Origin of the sequence: Streptomyces sp. NPDC006733, assembly GCF_040636125.1 — a bacterium.
Classification (GTDB): domain Bacteria; phylum Actinomycetota; class Actinomycetes; order Streptomycetales; family Streptomycetaceae; genus Actinacidiphila.
The window spans coordinates 144398-159555 of record NZ_JBEYJD010000008.1 but is presented as its reverse complement, the minus strand read 5'-3'; the positions used below and the strand labels follow the sequence as shown (position 1 = coordinate 159555).

Below are 15158 nucleotides of genomic sequence, written 5' to 3'. Positions count from 1 at the left end.
ATGCCGGAAACCCAGCCGTCAGCAGCCCGATGGGCGGTGGAGGAGGTCTTCGACCCGCAGTCCCCGCAGTTCATCGCGTGCCCTTTCGCGGCCTACGACGTGAGCCGCCGCGAACTGCCCGTCGCCCACCACCCGGTGCTCGACGAATGGATCGTGACCGGCCGTGAGGAACTGCAGAGCGTCCTGCGCGACGGGGAGAACCTGACGAGCCGCCACAACCTGGACGGCCACGTGCCACTGGCCCCCGAGGCCAGGAGCGCGCTGGACGACACGCTCTTCTTCCAGCCGGCGCTCTACAACGTCTCGGGCCCGGAGCACACCCGCTTCCGCACGTTCATCAGCGAGTACTTCGCTCCGCGCCGGCTGCGCGTCCTGGAGCCGGCGATCCGCGCGACGGCCCGCCGGCTGGTGGCGGAACTCACCGAGGCCGGACCCGAAGCCGGTGCCGCATCCGGAGCGGGCGCCGATCTGCTGGCGCGGTTCGCCCAGCCCCTCCCCTACACCGTGATCTGCGACGTGATCGGCATACCCGAGCAGGACCGGGCCGCCGTCAAGGGGTGGAACGACGCCTGGCTCGCCCTGCAGGTCGTGCCGCTGCCCGCCGAGCAGCAGGTGCGGTGCGCGCGGGCGCTGCGCGCGTACGAGGACTTCCTGCGGCAGCTGCTGGCCGACCGGGCCGAGCACCCGGCCGAGGACCTGATCACCGGACTGCTGCACGCCTCCCGGGGCGACGACCCGCTCTGCACGGTCGACCAGGCCGTGGTGGCGCTGCGCTTCATGATCGCCGCAGGGCACGAGACGACGACCAACCTGATCAGCAACGCCGTCCACCAGCTCCTGACCGAGCGCGAGCGCTGGGACGCGGTCGTGGCCGACCCGGCGCTGGTGGCCGCCGCCGTCGAGGAGACGCTGCGCTTCGACTCCTCCGTGCAGGGCGCGCTGCGCGTGGCCACCGGCAAGGTGCGCATCGGCGACACGACCGTGCCGCCCGGCGCCCGGGTGCGGGTGATGTTCGCGGCGGCCGGGCGGGACCCGGAGTGGGTCGAGGACGCCGGCACGTTCCGGCTGGACCGCGAGGGACCGCCGCGCCACCTCGGCTTCGGCCTCGGCATCCACTTCTGCGTCGGCGCCCCGATCGCCCGGCTGGAGGCGCGCATCGCGCTGGAGACCCTCGCCGCCGCCCTGCCAGGGCTGCGCCTCGCGGACGGGTTCGCCCCGCAGTACCTGCCGGGCGGCTTCATCTTCCACGGACTCGCCGCGCTGCCGGTGAGCTGGGACTGACGCCAGCCCCGCCGCGGGCTGCCGCCCGCCCCATGACCGGCCACCTCTCCCGGAGTTGAGAATCCCATGACCGTCTCCTCGGCATCACCCAAGGCGCCGGCGCCGCCGGCGCGGAAACCGCGCGCCACGGCCGCCGGGACGCGGCCCGGCATCGTCCTCGCGATCATCGTGGCCTGCCAGATGATGGTGGTCGTCGACGCCACCGCGATGTCCGTGGCACTGCCCGACATCCAGGCCGGCCTGGGCTTCTCCCCCACCGGCCTGTCCTGGGTGCTGAACGCCTACATCCTGGCGTACGGCGGGCTGCTCCTGCTCGGCGGCCGCACCGGCGACGTCTTCGGCCGGCGGCGGACCTTCACCGCCGGCGTCCTGCTCTTCACCGTCTGCTCGCTGCTCGGCGGACTGGCCGCCGAGCCCTGGCAGTTGCTGGCCGCGCGGGCGCTGCAGGGGGTCGGTGCCGCGTTCGCCGCGCCCGGCGCGATGTCACTGCTGATGACGAACTTTCCCGAGGGCGCGGCCCGCCACCGCGCGCTCGCCGCCTACTCGACGCTCGCCGGGCTCGGGATGGCGATCGGGATGATCCTCAGCGGGGTCCTGACCGATGTGGCCTCCTGGCGCTGGGTGCTGCTCGTCAACGTGCCGGTGGGCATCGCCATCGTGCTGCTGACGCCGAAGTACGTCGCCGACCCCGAGCGGAACCCCGGACGGCTCGACCTGGTGGGCGCCTTCACCGCGACCGCCGGGATGATCGCGCTGGCCTGGGGCTTCATCCGGGTCGCCGGGGACGGCTGGGGCGGCGCCGTGACCCCCGCGGCGTTCGCGGCCGCGGTCGTCCTGCTCGCCGTCTTCGTCGTCCGCCAGCTGCGGACGGACCACCCGATGGTGCCGGTGCGGCTGTTCGCGGACCGCGCCAGGACCGCCGGCTACCTGGCGATGGCGCTGACCATGGCCTGCAACTTCAGCGTCTCCCTCTTCGTGCCGATGCTGCTGCAGAACGTGCTCGACCACAGCGCCCTGACCACCGGGCTGTCCTTCCTGCCGATGGCGCTGGTGATGTTCGCGATGTCGCGCGCGACCCCGAAACTGCTGCCGAGGTTCGGCGCCTTCCCGCTGATCGTGACCGGTCTCGCCCTGGTCGCCGCCGGGGTCGGCTGGCTCGGCCGGGTCGGGGCCGACGCGAGCTACGTCCCCGCGCTGCTGCTCCCGCTGATCCTGATCGGGACCGGCATCGGCACCTTCCTCATGCCGCTGACCGGCCTGATCCTCGGCGGCGTGCCGCCCCGCGACTCCGGTGCGGCCTCCGGCCTGCTGCAGACGTTCCAGCAGACCGGCGGGGCGCTCGGCATCGCGGTCCTGATCACCGTCTACGGCACGACGCTGCGCGGCGCCGCCCCGGGCACCCCGGAGCGGGTGGCGGTGACACGGGGCATCGCGCACGCGTTCACCGGTGGCGCCGCCTTCGTCGGCTGCGCCGTGCTGCTGATGACCGTGACGGCGCTGCTCGCGCGGGCGCGCGGCCGGGCGGCGGCCCGGAAGGACGGGGAGCCGGCTCAGTCCAGGTAGCCGCGGAGCTGGTCCGCGAAGGCGTGGTCGCGCAGCTTGTTGAGGGTCTTGGACTCGATCTGGCGGATGCGTTCGCGGGTGACGCCGAAGATGCGGCCGATCTCCTCCAGCGTGCGGGGGCGGCCGTCGGCGAGCCCGTAGCGGAGCTGGACGACCTTGCGCTCGCGCTCGCCGAGGGTGGAGAGCACCGCCTCCAGGTGTTCGCGCAGCAGCAGGAAGGCGGCGGACTCGACGGGGGACGTGGCGTCGCCGTCCTCGATGAGGTCGCCGAGGGCGACGTCGTCCTCCTCGCCGACGGGGGCGTGCAGCGAGACCGGTTCCTGGGCCAGCCGCAGGACCTCCGTGACGCGCTCCTCGGTCAGCTCCAGGTGGGCGGCGACCTCTTCGGTGGTCGGCTCGTAGCCGTGCTCCTGCAGCAGGCGGCGCTGGACGCGGACGACGCGGTTGATGAGTTCGACGACGTGCACGGGGACGCGGATGGTCCGGGCCTGGTCGGCGAGGGCCCGGCTCATGGCCTGGCGGATCCACCAGGTCGCGTACGTGGAGAACTTGTAGCCGCGGGCGTAGTCGAACTTCTCGACGGCGCGGATCAGGCCCAGGTTGCCCTCCTGGACGAGGTCGAGCATGGTCAGGCCGCGCCCGACGTAGCGCTTGGCGACGGAGACGACGAGCCGCAGGTTGGCCTCGATCAGCCGCCGTTTGGCCATCCGCCCGTTGACCACCAGCCGGTCCAGGTCGACGGCGAGCTGGGAGTCCAGGTCCGGGAAATTGTTCAGCTTCTCCTCGGCGAACAGGCCGGCCTCGACGCGGCGGGCGAGTTCGACCTCCTCGACGGCGGTGAGCAGCGGTATGCGGCCGATCTCGCGCAGGTACTGCCGGAAGAGGTCGGCGGACGGTCCCGCCGCCTCCTCGCGCGACCGGCGCTCCCGGTGGTCGGCCTCGTCGTCGGGGACCTTGCCGCGGGACTCCGCGGCGGGGGACGCGCGGCGCTCGCGGGGACGGGCGGCACCGGGGCCGGGATCCGCGGTGTCGGGAGGCTCGGCGAACGCCGCCGGCTCCGACAGTTCCGGTTCGGCTTCCGGCTCCGGGACGTCCTCCGCCTCCGGGTGGGTGACGGCGTGGTTCTGCTCCGGGACCCTGTCCCGTTCCCTCGGCTCGACCCTCGGTTCCGTCAGGACCACCTCGGCCACGGTCGTCAGGGTGTGGGTCTGCACGGGCGCGACCTCCATGGTGAGCACAGTCAGGGGCTCGGAGGCACGCGGCATCGGGACGGTCGCGGCCTGGCCGCTGTCCGCCCGGGAGTTCGCCGTATGCGGATCACCGGTCGCATCTCTGTTTGCAGAATCCGGTATTCCGCGCTCCGAGGACTCAGGCACCGCCCTCAGTGTGTCGCACGACACAGCCCCGCTACGAGGGGCGTGCGGTGGATTTTTCGGGCCAATGTCACGGCATGCGATCGTTCCGTCACCGGATCGCAGGCGGTTCGCGGTCACGTCGCGGGCGGGTCGCGGACGGAGCCCGGAGCAAGCGATTACAGGGCCGCGGTGCCCTGTTCCCTGAGGCGTTGGCCGTACTGCTGCAGGGCCCACAGCTCGCTCTGGACGGCGCCGAGCTCCTCGGCCGTCGCGCGCGGGCCGAGGCGGGTGAGGTTGGCGCGGACCTCGCCGATGCGCCGCTCGACGGCCTGCAGCCGGACGGCGACGAGCTGCACCCCCGCGTAGACCTCGTCGGGGGCCCGCCGGGTGTGGGCGGCCTCGACGGCCAGCTCGGTGACGAGGATCCGGACGGTGTCGTCCGGGGCCACCTCGCGGACGGCGGCGAGGTAGCCCTCGTCCGCGTTCTCGGTGCCGCCGGCCTCCGCGATGGCGCGCCGGACCGCGGCGTACGGCGGGGCGGTGAACTCGTCCTCGCCGTAGGCGTCGAAGGCCGGGGAGACCAGGTGCGGGTGCTGGAGCGCGAGCTTCAGCAGTTCGCGCTCCACCCGGTGGGCGGGGCTGCGCAGGTCCAGCCGGGGCCCGCGCGGCGCCTGCGGGCGGGCGGGCTGCTGCGCCCGCGAGGGCGCCTCGCGGCGTGCGTCCGGGCCGCGCTGGCCCCGGTCGCGGGCCCAGCGGGCGAGCTGGGAGACCCGGCGGACGACGAACTGCTCGTCCAGGATGCCGAGCTTGGAGGCGAGCGAGACCGCGTACTCGTGCTGGATCGAGCCGTCCTTGATCCCGGCGACGATCGGCGCGGCCTCCTCCAGGGCCGCGGCGCGGCCCTCGGCGGTCTCCGTGTTGTGCCGGGCGACGGCGCTGTGGATGGCGAACTCGAAGAGCGGCGAGGAGTTCTCCACGAGGTTGCGCACGGCCGCGTCACCGTCGGCGAGCCGCAGCTCGCACGGGTCCATGCCGCCGGGGCTGATCGCGATGGAGGTGCGGGCGGCGAACTTCTGGTCGTCCTCGAAGGCGCGCAGCGCGGCCCGCTGGCCGGCCGCGTCGCCGTCGAAGGTGAAGACGACGTGCGAGCCGGAGTTGTCCATCAGCAGCCGGCGGAGGATCTTGATGTGGTCCTCGGCGAAGGCGGTGCCGCAGGTGGCGATGGCGGTCGTGACGCCCGCCAGGTGGCAGGCCATGACGTCGGTGTACCCCTCGACGACGACGGCCTTGCCGGTCTTGGCGATCTCCTTCTTGGCGAGGTCGATGCCGTAGAGGACGTGGGACTTCTTGTAGAGCGGCGTCTCGGGGGTGTTCAGGTACTTGGGCCCGTTGTCGTCCTCGCGGAGCTTGCGGGCGCCGAAGCCGATCACGTCCCCGGTGATGTCGCGGATGGGCCAGATCAGCCGGCCGCGGAAGCGGTCGATCGCCCCGCGGCGGCCCTCGCTGGCCAGCCCGGACGTGAGCAGCTCCTTGTCCGTGAAGCCCTTGCCGCGCAGGAAGCGGATCAGATGGTCCCAGCCCGCGGGCGCGTAGCCGACGCCGAAGTGCTCGGCGGCGGCCTGGTCGAAGCCGCGCTCCCTCAGGAACGTGCGGCCGATCTCGGCCTCGGGGCTGCCGAGCTGCTCGACGAAGAACTGCGCGGCGACCTTGTGCGCCTCGATGAGGCGGATCTTCTCGCCCTGCTGGCGGCCGGGGTTGTACCCGCCCTCGTCGTACCGGAGCACGATGCCGGTCTTGGCGGCCAGCCGCTCGACGGCCTCGGAGAAGGAGAGGTGGTCGAGCTTCATGACGAAGTCGAGCGTGTCGCCGCCCTCTTGGCAGCCGAAGCAGTAGAAGAGCCCCTTCGAGGGACTCACCTGGAACGACGGGGACTTTTCGTCATGAAAGGGGCAGAGCCCTTTCAGGTTTCCCCCACCCGCGCTCTTGAGCTGCAGGTACTCCGAGATGACGGCGTCGATCGGGACCGCGTCCCGGACCGCCTTGACGTCCTCATCCTTGATCCTGCCTGCCACCCGTGAAGTCTAAGGCCCAGGTACGACAGACCCTTGACCTCCGCCGCGGCCACCCGTTAGCTTCCCCAATTGTAAAGAATCTTTACTAATGGAGCTCGGTACCGACGGAGAGGTGGGCGCATGCCCCACAAGCACAGTCGACGACGCGGACCCGTTCTGGCAGCGGGTGCCGCCGCGGCCACCGCGGCCGTCGTCGCCACCCTTCTCAGCGGCGGCGCGGGTACCGCGGGCGCCGCCACCACCGGGCAGGTCAGGGTCAACCAGGTGGGCTACGACGGCAGCGGCGCCAAGGAGGCGTTCCTGCTGGCGAAGGGTGCCGTCTCGGGTGCCACCTGGAAGCTGCTCGACAGCGCCGGCGCGACCGCCGCCACCGGGAAGACCGGGACCAGCGCCGGCAGCTGGAACACCGCCTACCCGGCCGTGTACCTGATCGACTTCAGCTCCGTGAAGACCGCGGGGACGTACCACCTGGAGGTCAGCGGCGCGGCCACCGGCGCCTCGCCCACTTTCACCATCGGCAGCGCGAAGGACGTCTTCGGCAAGCCCGCCGCCGACGCCACCACGTTCTTCCAGGCGCAGCGCGACGGCCGCAACGTGATCCCCGGGTCGCTGAAGCGCCAGCCGTCCCACCTCAACGACGCGCACGCGGCCGTCTACGACTGGCCGAAGTTCACCAGCAGCGACGGCGACACCATCTCCAAGGCGCCGGCCAAGCTCGGCGGCACCGTCGACGCCGAGGGCGGCTGGTTCGACGCGGGCGACTACCTGAAGTTCACCGAGACCACGTCCTACGCCGCCGCCACCCTGCAGATCGCGGCCCGCGAGACCGGCGCCTCCCCCACGACCGCGCTCGGCGCCGAGGCGCAGCACGGCCTGGACTGGCTCGACAAGATGTGGGACGGCGACACCAGGACGCTCTACATCCAGGTCGGACTCGGTTCCGGCACCGACAGCGGCAGCGTCGTCGGCGACCACGACACCTGGCGGCTGCCGCAGAAGGACGACGCGGACACCGCCAACGCGTTCCTGCGCAACCGCCCGGTCTTCCGGGCCGGTGCCCCCGGCTCCAAGCTCAGCCCCAACCAGGCCGGCCGGCTCGCCGCCGACTTCGCGCTCGGCGCGCAGCGCTACGCCGCCTCGGACCCCGCGAAGGCCAAGGGGTACCTGGAGACGGCGGCGCAGGTCTACGCCCTCGCGAACACCAGCCCCGGCAAGCTCGTCACGACCGTCCCGTACGCGTACTACCCCGAGACCAGCTGGCAGGACGACCTGGCCTTCGGCGGCGCCGAGCTGGCGCTGGCCGCGCAGAAGCTGGGCGACTCCCGCGCCGCCGGCTGGCTCCAGCAGTCGGCCACGTGGGCGAAGGCGTACGGCACCACCGGTGACACGCTGAACATGTACGACACCAGCGCGCTGGCGTACATCGACCTGGCCCGTGCCATCAAGGCCGCGGGGAACCCGTCCGGGCTGCCGGTCTCGTACGACACGCTGGTCGCCAACGTGAAGGCGCAGATCGCTTCCGGGCAGACCCGCGCCGCCAAGGACCCGTTCCACGCCGGAGCGGTCTACAACGACTTCGACGCCGACTCGCACACCCTCGGCCTCGCGGCCACCGCCCGCCTCTACAAGGGCCTGACCGGCGACGCCTCCGTCGACCGGTTCGCCGTGCAGCAGCTCGGCTGGCTGCTGGGCGCCAACGCCTGGGGCACGTCCTTCATGATCGGCTCGGGCACCACGTACCCCAAGTGCACCGGCGGGCAGCTCGGCAACCTCGCCGGGAGCCTGGACGGCACGGGGGCCGTGGACACCGGAGCGATCGTCAACGGGCCCAACGGGACCGCGCAGTTCGCCGACGGCCTCGGCGACTACCTGGACGGCATGCGCAAGTGCCCGCCCGCCGGAGCGGACCCGTTCGGGGCCTTCACCGGCCACGGAAGTCGCTATGTCGACGACGTCCGGTCCTGGCAGAGCTCCGAGCCCGCCCTCGACATGGACGCCTCCGGCCTGCTGGCCTTCTACCTGTCGAGCTGACCCGGCCGGACGGGCCACCGGTCCCGGGAGCGCCTCGCGCGCTCCCGGGATCAGCCGACCGACGTCTTGATCGCGAAGACGAAGTGCGGCCCGCTCGGCTCGACGACGAACTCCTCGCCCGTCGCGGTGAAACCGAGGTGCTCGTAGAAGCCCTGGGCGGACGTCCGGCCGTTGCACCACACCAGCTCGGCGCCGCGGACCGTGGCCTCACGGAGCCCGGCCCTCAGCACCGCCGCGCCGTACCCCTCACCGCGCACCTCGGGGGCGCTGCCCATGCCGCGGAAGCGGTAGGCGGCGACGTCCTCGCCCGGCATCGTGTCCGGGAAGAACGTGACGCACGCCCGGACGACGCCCGCGTCGTCGTAGGCAGCCACGTGGAAGGTGGACTCGCGGGAGTCCTCCGGGTAGATCGCGGTCTCGCGGGGCAGGCCGGTGCGCAGCACCGCCCAGCGCAACTCGAAGATCTCCTCGACGGGTACGACGGCCGTCCGCATGGCGTGTTCCTCCGCTGGTCTTTCCCGGTCCCTCGGTCAATCCAGGAAGGAGGTTAGCGGCACGGTGGGGTCGGAGAGCCGGTCGGGGTCCACCGTGCGGCCGGAGCGGATCAGCTGCTGGATCGGGTCGGTGACGTCCCAGACGTTGACGTTCATCCCGGCCAGCACGCGCCCCTCGCTGAGCCAGAACGCGATGAACTCCCGCTTGCCGATGTCGCCCCTGCACACCACCTGGTCGTAGCTGCCGGGAGCGGCGTGGCCGGAGAACTCCATGCCCAGGTCGTACTGGTCGGAGAAGAAGTACGGGACCCGGTCGTAGCTGACGTCCCGGCCGAGCATGGCGCGGGCGGCCGCTGGGCCGCTGTTGAGGGCGTTGGCCCAGTGCTCGACGCGCAGCCGTCCGCCCGACAGCGGGTGCTCGATGTTGGCGACGTCGCCGGCCGCGTAGATGTGCGGGTCCGAGGTGCGCAGCGACGCGTCGACGGCGATGCCGCCGCCCGCCGACCGCTCGGCCAGGGTCAGCCCGGCGGCCTCCGCGAGCGCGGTGCGCGGGGCGGCGCCGATCGCGGCCAGCACGTCGTGGGCGGGGTGCTCCTCGCCGTCGTCGGTGAGGGCGGCCAGCACCATGCCGTCGTGGCCGGAGATCTCGGCGAGCCTCGCGCCGAAGTGGAAGCGGACGCCGTGCTCGCGGTGCAGGTCGGCGAAGACCCCGCCGAGTTCGGGGCCGAGCACCGAGTACAGCGGCGTCGGCTCGGGCTCCACGATCGTGACCTCGGCGCCGTAGCCGCGCGCGGCGGCGGCGACCTCCAGGCCGATCCAGCCCGCGCCCGCGATGACGAGGTGGCCGTTCTCGCGGCCGAGCGAGGCCAGCACGTGCTTGAGGCGCTCCGCGTGCGACAGCCGCCGCAGGTGGTGCACGCCGGCCAGCTCGGTACCGGGGATGTCCAGCCGGCGCGGCTCGGCGCCGGTGGCGAGGAGCAGCTTGTCGTAGGGCAGGACGGTGCCGTCCCCGAGCCGCACGGTCCTGGCGGCGGGGTCGAGGTGCACGACGGGCTGGCCGAGGTGCAGCTCGATGTCGTGCTCGGCGTACCAGGCGGTCTGCTGGACGAAGACGGAGTCGCGCTGCGCGCTGCCGATCAGGAAGCCCTTGGACAGGGGTGGCCGTTCGTAGGGGTGCTCGCGTTCGTCGCCGATCAGGATCACCCGTCCGGTGAACCCCTCCGCCCGGAGGGTCTCCGCCGCTTTGGCGCCGGCGAGCCCCGCTCCGACGATGACGATGGTCTGGTCTGCGTCCACCACTGTGCGCCTCCCCAACAGATGCCGTACCTGCGAGCGTCCCCTACGTCACGCCTCGCGGGAAGAGCGCCGCGCCGAGTCGACAAAGCGCCCCTCGTATGCCTCGCGCGCCCGCAGTAGGTCGGACAGGTGCTCCCTGGCCCAGTCGCAGGTGGCCGCGATGGGACCGAAAAGAGTACGTCCGAGGGGGGTCAGCTCGTACTCGACGCGGGGCGGGTTCTCGTCGTACGCGGTGCGGGTCACGATGCCGTCGCGCTCCAGGGCGCGCAGCGACTCGGCGAGCACCTTGGGGGTGATGGCGTGCAGCGGGACCCGGAGTTCGGAGAAGCGGCGCGGGCCCTCCTCCAGGCACATCATGATCATCCCGGCCCACTTGTCGCCCACCCGGAAGGGCGTGGCCCGGCTGGGACACTGCGGGCCGAACATGTCGGGCCGCAGGGGCGCGAGAGGGGCGCGCGGCTCGTCCTGCGGGGACTGCGGGGACTGCGGGATCTGCGTGCGCTGCGGGGAGTCCGGGGACTGTGCGCGCTGTGGGATGCGCGCCGGTTCCGGGAGCTGTGCGGGCTGCGGGAACTGCGCGGTGTCCGGGATCTGCGCGGGCTGCGGGATCTGCACGGTCTGCGGGGTCACCCGTCCCAGCGTAGAGCCGGTTTCGTTGCGGTAACCGGCAGGTCGGCGATTACGGTCCCCGCAGTCGAACAACGGGAGGCCGTTATGAGCAGGATCGCGGTATTCGGAGCGGGCGGGCAGTTGGGGCGCCTGGTGGTGGCGCGGGCGGTCGGGCGCGGGCACCACGTGACGGCGGTGGTGCGGGATCCGGCGAAGTACGCGGACCTGGCCGGTGCCGGGGTGACGCTGCTCGCCGGGGACATCACCGACCCGGGCAGCGTGGCGGCGGTCGCGGCGGAGCACGACGTCGTCGTCGGCTCCGTCCACACGCCGCACACGCCCGCCGATCAGCTGTACCCGGCGGCGGCGCGGGCGCTCCTCGCGGGGGTGGGAGCGACGCGCCTGCTGGTGGTCGGGGTGGTCTCGACGCGCGAGGTGGAACCGGGGGTGATGGTGCTGGACACCCCCGGATTCCCCGCGGAGGGGCGGGAGTTCTCGCTCGCGCGGGTGGCGGAGCTGGAGGTGCTGCGCGGCGCGGGGCCCGACGTCGACTGGCTGCTGCTGATGCCGCCGATGGAGATCGACCGCGCACGGCTGGCCGTCGAGATCGTCGACGAGATCGAGACGCCGAAGCACCACCGCACGGCGGTGGCGGCGGGCGGCTGAGGGGTCGGCGGCAGAGGGGTCGACGGTTGAGGGGCGGGCGCGCCTCACGGCAGCCGAGCGTCAGCTCCTCACAGCAGCCGGGCGGAGCGGCCCGTCGTGAGGCGGGCGTGCAGGGCCGTGGCCGTCGCGTCCGTCAGCGACGCGATCTGGTCGACGACGGCGCGCAGCCGCGCGCTGTCGTCCGGCGCCTCGTCGAAGATGCCGCGGAACTGCGGGTCCAGGCCCTCGGGGGCGCGGGCCAGCAGCGCCTCGGCCAGCTCCGCGATGAGGATCCGCTGCTCGGCGCGGCGGCGCTCCTGCGCGGCGCGCTGCATGACGTACCGGTCGGCGACCGCCTTGAGGACGGCGCACTCCAGGCGCTGCTCGCGCGGCACGACCAGCTCGGCGCGGTACCGCGTGAGCCGCCCGGTGCCGTACGCCTCGCGGGTGGCGCGCTCGGCGGCCAGGCAGAACCTTCCGATCAGCTGCGACGTGGCGTCCTTCAACCGCGCCTGGGAGATGGCCGAGCCGTCGTAGCCGTGCGGCCACCACGGCTGCTCCAGGAGCCGGTCGAGGGCCTCGGCCAGCTCGTCCGGGCTGGAGTCGGCCGCGTACCGCTCCCCCGCGCAGTCGAAGATGTCGGCCCGCTCGGCGTCGGCGAGCAGCAGGTTCGGGTCCAGGTGGCCGGCGTGCAGGCCGTCCTCCACGTCGTGCACCGAGTAGGCGACGTCGTCGGCCCAGTCCATGACCTGGGCCTCGAAGCACTGCCGGTCCTGGGGCGCGCCCTCCCGCAGCCAGTCGAAGACCGGCAGATCGTCCTCGTACGCGCCGAACTTGGGGCTGTCGCGGTTCGTGGGGTGGCCGCCGCGCGACCACGGGTACTTCGTGGCGGCGTCCAGGGCGGCACGGGTGAGGTTGAGGCCGACGCTCACCATCGTGCCGTCCGCGTCCCGCCGGAAGCGCTTCGGCTCGATGCGGGTCAGCAGCCGCAGCGACTGCGCGTTGCCCTCGAAGCCGCCGCACGCCTCGGCGACCTGGGCCAGCACCTGCTCGCCGTTGTGCCCGAAGGGCGGGTGGCCGAGGTCGTGCGCCAGGCACGCCGTCTCGATGAGGTCCGGGTCGCTGCCGAGCGCGGCGCCCAGCTCCCGCCCCACCTGCGCGCACTCCAGCGAGTGCGTCAGGCGGGTGCGCGGGCTGGTGTTCATCAGCGCCGAGTCCGGGTCCACCACCTGCGTCTTGCCCGCCAGCCGGCGCAGCGCGGCCGAGTGCAGCACCCGCGCCCGGTCGCGCTGGAAGGCCGTGCGGCCGGGCCGCTTGTCGGGCTCGGTCACAAAGCGGTCGGTGTCGGCGTCCCCGTACGGCCCGTACCGCTCGTACGGCCCGAGGTGCGCGGCCGCCGCGTCGGTCCGGTAGTTCGCTTCCATGCCTGTGACCGTAACGCTCCGCTGTGACAGACGCGCCATCGGTCCTGCCGCGCCCTACCGCGTCACGCGCTGGCGAGGTGCAGTGGCGCGGGGCGGCCGGCGGCCGCCAGGGACTGGTCGTAGCGGTGGAGCACCAGGCGGGCCATGGCGCTGTGCGCGCCCAGCGGCGCCGCCGCGATCCAGGGCGCCCCGGCGGAGGTCTGGGTGGCGAACCGCCCGGGGGCGGTGAAGTACGAGGCGACCGCGACCCGGTGGCCGCGCGCGGTCAGCGCGGCGGTCGCCTCGGGGACGGACGGGCCCGCGCCGGACGCGTAGGCGGGCAGCACCGGGGCGCCGCCCAGCCTCTGGCTGAGGAGTTCGGCGGTGCGGGCGGTGTCGGCGGGCCACTCGGGGTCGCGGGACCCGGCGGCGGCCAGCACGACGCCCGCGCGCCGCGCGCCCTTGCGCCAGCCGGCCTCGGTGAGGCGCACGTGCAGCGTCTCGGCGAGCAGCGGGTGCGGGCCGAGCGGCGCGGCGGTCAGCCCGCGCAGGTGCGGGGCGCGGGCCAGCGCCTCGGGAATGTCCTGTTTGACGTGGTAGCCGTGGCCGAGCAGCAGCGGGACGAGCACCACGTCGCCGTGGAGCGCGGCGAGCGTGTCGTCGAGCAGCGGCTCGTTCAACTCGATGTGCCCGAGGTGGACGGGCAGGCCGGGGCGCAGCGCCCGGACCCGGTCGAGGAGCGCGCGCACGGTGCGGCGCGCCTCGGGGTCACGGCTGCCGTGCGCCACGGCGACCAGTGCGGGGCCGCGGGGCACCGCGGTGAGGGCGACGCGGGTGAGCTGGCTGCTGAGCTGCGCGGTGATCCGGTTCATGAGCTGCGCCGTACTGTCGAAGCTGGTGGACGGGGTGGATGCGGTGGATGCGGTGGACGGGGTGGGGCCGTCGTGACCGGCGGGGCCGGCGGGGCGGCCGGACTCCGGGTGCGGATGCGGGTGCGCTGTCGACGCCGTCATGGACCGAGCGTGCTGGGTGCAGGTTGCGCCCGCGTTGCACGGTGGTGACAAGTGTTTTCCTCCGCCTCACGGCCGTCAGGACCGCCTGTGAGGCGGCCGCTCCCGGGCCCAGTCGCCGCCGGGGATGACCCGCCCCGAGGCCCGCAGCGTCCGCGCCGGGCCCTCCCCCGCGAGGTAGACCCAGGCCTCGCACGGCAGATCGTCGCAGACGACGCGCAGCACCAGCCGCTCGTACAGGTTCCCGCGCGCGCCCGGTACATGCTCCTCCAGCCGGTCGAGGTCGGCGAGGACGCGCTCGTAGTGGCCGGGAAGGACGTGCAGCAGCTCGCCGTGCACGGTGTCGGCGGCGGCGTCGCCCTCGGCGGCGACCGCGTACGGGTACCCGGGCCCGTCGTACAGCAGCGCGCCCGGCAGGACGGCGGGTTTCGGGGGCGCGGTACGGCCCGCCACCAGGACGTGGTTGGCCTGGCCGGGCCGCAGCGTCCCGTAGACGAAGAACGGCAGGCGGGGCCGGGGGGACGGGATCACGGCGGCTGTCCTCTCATCGCGTCTCATCGCGTCGCTCATGGTCGGGAGCGCGGCTGCGTCCATGGTGCTGCGTCCATGGTGACCGGAACCGTACCGGGGCCGTACGCGTCGATCCGGACGACGGGATCGATCGACGGGAGGGCGCAGCATGGAGCCGGGCCGGATCAGTGCGGCGCTGCGCGGGCTGCGGCTGCGGCTGCCGCGGACCCGGCGCGGTCGGCGGCTGCTCCTGCGGGCCGCCATGGCCTGCTGCGTGCTGGCGCTGCTGCCCGCGACCTGGCTGCAGACCTCGGCGGACGGGCGGGTGCGGGCGGTCGCGGACGTACCGGCCGAGCCGGTGGCGGTGGTGTTCGGCGCGGGGCTGGCGGACGGGAAGCCGTCGCCGTACCTCGCGCACCGGCTGGACGCGGGCGCCGCGCTGTACCGGACGCACAAGGTGCGGGCGATCCTGGTGACCGGCGACAACAGCCGCACCGACTACGACGAGCCGGGCGCGATGCTGGGCTACCTGGAGAAACTGGGCGTGCCCGCGTCGAAGGTCGTGCTGGACTACGCCGGCTTCGACACCTGGGACTCCTGCAGCCGTGCCAAGCGGATCTTCGGGGTGGACCGGGCGATCCTCGTCAGCCAGGGCTTCCACATCCGGCGGGCGCTGGCGCTGTGCGACGCGGCGGGCGTCGAGGGGTACGGCGTCGGCGTGGACGAGCCGCACGACGTGACGTGGTTCTACGGCGGTGCCCGCGAGCTCGTCGCGGCGGCCAAGGCGGCGCTGGACGTGGCGGTCGAGCCGGACCCGCACTTCCTCGGGCCGAAGGAGCCGGGCGTGGCGCGGGCGCTGGCGGATACGCGCTGACGGATACGCGGTGAC

The 15158-nt window shown here is 73.4% G+C and carries 13 protein-coding genes; 5 read left to right on the top strand and 8 right to left on the bottom strand.

The genetic code is table 11. The features are described from left to right. Together ABZ721_RS10140 and ABZ721_RS10135 are read left to right on the top strand one after the other, a co-directional pair. The gene (locus ABZ721_RS10140; RefSeq protein ID WP_358788147.1) at window positions 1-1281 is read left to right on the top strand and encodes a cytochrome P450; all 1281 of its coding nucleotides are present in this window, start codon (window positions 1-3) and stop codon (window positions 1279-1281) included. A gap of 66 nt (window positions 1282-1347) precedes the next feature. Then, window positions 1348-2844, top strand: a complete 1497-nt coding sequence (locus tag ABZ721_RS10135; protein WP_358788146.1) for an MFS transporter — start codon at window positions 1348-1350, stop codon at window positions 2842-2844. Here ABZ721_RS10135 and ABZ721_RS10130 read toward each other — a convergent pair. Both ABZ721_RS10130 and dnaG read right to left on the bottom strand, forming a co-directional pair. After that, on the bottom strand, window positions 2832-4244 hold the full coding sequence (locus ABZ721_RS10130; protein ID WP_358788145.1) for a sigma-70 family RNA polymerase sigma factor: 1413 nt from the start codon (window positions 4242-4244) through the stop codon (window positions 2832-2834). The genes ABZ721_RS10135 and ABZ721_RS10130 overlap by 13 nt on opposite strands. A gap of 131 nt (window positions 4245-4375) precedes the next feature. Continuing rightward, on the bottom strand, window positions 4376-6271 hold the full coding sequence (gene dnaG, locus ABZ721_RS10125) for a DNA primase (protein WP_358788144.1): 1896 nt from the start codon (window positions 6269-6271) through the stop codon (window positions 4376-4378). Between the two features lie 120 nt (window positions 6272-6391). Here dnaG and ABZ721_RS10120 point away from each other — a divergent pair, with 120 nt between their 5' ends. Beyond that, entirely contained in the window at window positions 6392-8302 is a 1911-nt protein-coding gene (locus ABZ721_RS10120) for a glycoside hydrolase family 9 protein (RefSeq protein WP_358788143.1), read from the top strand. 50 nt (window positions 8303-8352) lie between these two features. Here ABZ721_RS10120 and ABZ721_RS10115 read toward each other — a convergent pair whose 3' ends face one another. Genes ABZ721_RS10115 through ABZ721_RS10105 form a run of 3 tightly spaced genes read right to left on the bottom strand, consistent with a single transcriptional unit; the run spans window position 8353 to window position 10518 of the window. Continuing rightward, entirely contained in the window at window positions 8353-8796 is a 444-nt protein-coding gene (locus tag ABZ721_RS10115) for a GNAT family N-acetyltransferase (protein ID WP_358788142.1), read from the bottom strand. 36 nt (window positions 8797-8832) lie between these two features. Next, window positions 8833-10095: an FAD-dependent oxidoreductase gene (locus ABZ721_RS10110; protein ID WP_358788141.1), complete on the bottom strand. Its 1263-nt coding sequence runs from the start codon at window positions 10093-10095 to the stop codon at window positions 8833-8835. 45 nt (window positions 10096-10140) lie between these two features. Further along, window positions 10141-10518 carry a helix-turn-helix domain-containing protein gene (locus ABZ721_RS10105; protein WP_358788187.1) on the bottom strand — a complete coding sequence of 126 codons (378 nt, stop codon included), beginning with the start codon at window positions 10516-10518 and terminating at the stop codon, window positions 10141-10143. Window positions 10519-10806: 288 nt separating this feature from the next. On the opposite strand from ABZ721_RS10105, the gene ABZ721_RS10100 reads away from it, so the two are divergent. After that, the gene (locus tag ABZ721_RS10100) at window positions 10807-11367 is read left to right on the top strand and encodes an NAD(P)H-binding protein (RefSeq protein ID WP_358788140.1); all 561 of its coding nucleotides are present in this window, start codon (window positions 10807-10809) and stop codon (window positions 11365-11367) included. Between the two features lie 68 nt (window positions 11368-11435). Here ABZ721_RS10100 and ABZ721_RS10095 read toward each other — a convergent pair whose 3' ends face one another. From ABZ721_RS10095 to ABZ721_RS10085, 3 genes are all read right to left on the bottom strand, one after another. Beyond that, window positions 11436-12770: a deoxyguanosinetriphosphate triphosphohydrolase gene (locus ABZ721_RS10095; protein WP_358788139.1), complete on the bottom strand. Its 1335-nt coding sequence runs from the start codon at window positions 12768-12770 to the stop codon at window positions 11436-11438. 62 nt (window positions 12771-12832) lie between these two features. Beyond that, on the bottom strand, window positions 12833-13621 hold the full coding sequence (locus ABZ721_RS10090; RefSeq protein WP_358788186.1) for a sirohydrochlorin chelatase: 789 nt from the start codon (window positions 13619-13621) through the stop codon (window positions 12833-12835). 216 nt (window positions 13622-13837) lie between these two features. Further along, window positions 13838-14317, bottom strand: coding sequence for a gamma-glutamylcyclotransferase family protein (locus ABZ721_RS10085; protein WP_358788138.1), 480 nt, complete (start codon window positions 14315-14317; stop codon window positions 13838-13840). A gap of 121 nt (window positions 14318-14438) precedes the next feature. On the opposite strand from ABZ721_RS10085, the gene ABZ721_RS10080 reads away from it, so the two are divergent. Next, the gene (locus tag ABZ721_RS10080; RefSeq protein ID WP_358788137.1) at window positions 14439-15143 is read left to right on the top strand and encodes an ElyC/SanA/YdcF family protein; all 705 of its coding nucleotides are present in this window, start codon (window positions 14439-14441) and stop codon (window positions 15141-15143) included. Window positions 15144-15158: the final 15 nt, after the last annotated feature.

What these genes read in the sequence shown, in the direction of transcription:
- ABZ721_RS10140 (WP_358788147.1), top strand. Translation starts at nt 1, where the DNA reads ATGCCGGAAACCCAGCCGTCAGCAGCCCGATGGGCGGTGGAGGAGGTC.
- ABZ721_RS10135 (WP_358788146.1), top strand. Translation starts at nt 1,348, where the DNA reads ATGACCGTCTCCTCGGCATCACCCAAGGCGCCGGCGCCGCCGGCGCGG.
- ABZ721_RS10120 (WP_358788143.1), top strand. Translation starts at nt 6,392, where the DNA reads ATGCCCCACAAGCACAGTCGACGACGCGGACCCGTTCTGGCAGCGGGT.
- ABZ721_RS10115 (WP_358788142.1), bottom strand. Translation starts at nt 8,796, where the DNA reads ATGCGGACGGCCGTCGTACCCGTCGAGGAGATCTTCGAGTTGCGCTGG.
- ABZ721_RS10105 (WP_358788187.1), bottom strand. Translation starts at nt 10,518, where the DNA reads ATGTTCGGCCCGCAGTGTCCCAGCCGGGCCACGCCCTTCCGGGTGGGC.
- ABZ721_RS10100 (WP_358788140.1), top strand. Translation starts at nt 10,807, where the DNA reads ATGAGCAGGATCGCGGTATTCGGAGCGGGCGGGCAGTTGGGGCGCCTG.
- ABZ721_RS10095 (WP_358788139.1), bottom strand. Translation starts at nt 12,770, where the DNA reads ATGGAAGCGAACTACCGGACCGACGCGGCGGCCGCGCACCTCGGGCCG.
- ABZ721_RS10090 (WP_358788186.1), bottom strand. Translation starts at nt 13,621, where the DNA reads ATGAACCGGATCACCGCGCAGCTCAGCAGCCAGCTCACCCGCGTCGCC.
- ABZ721_RS10085 (WP_358788138.1), bottom strand. Translation starts at nt 14,317, where the DNA reads ATGAGACGCGATGAGAGGACAGCCGCCGTGATCCCGTCCCCCCGGCCC.
- ABZ721_RS10080 (WP_358788137.1), top strand. Translation starts at nt 14,439, where the DNA reads ATGGAGCCGGGCCGGATCAGTGCGGCGCTGCGCGGGCTGCGGCTGCGG.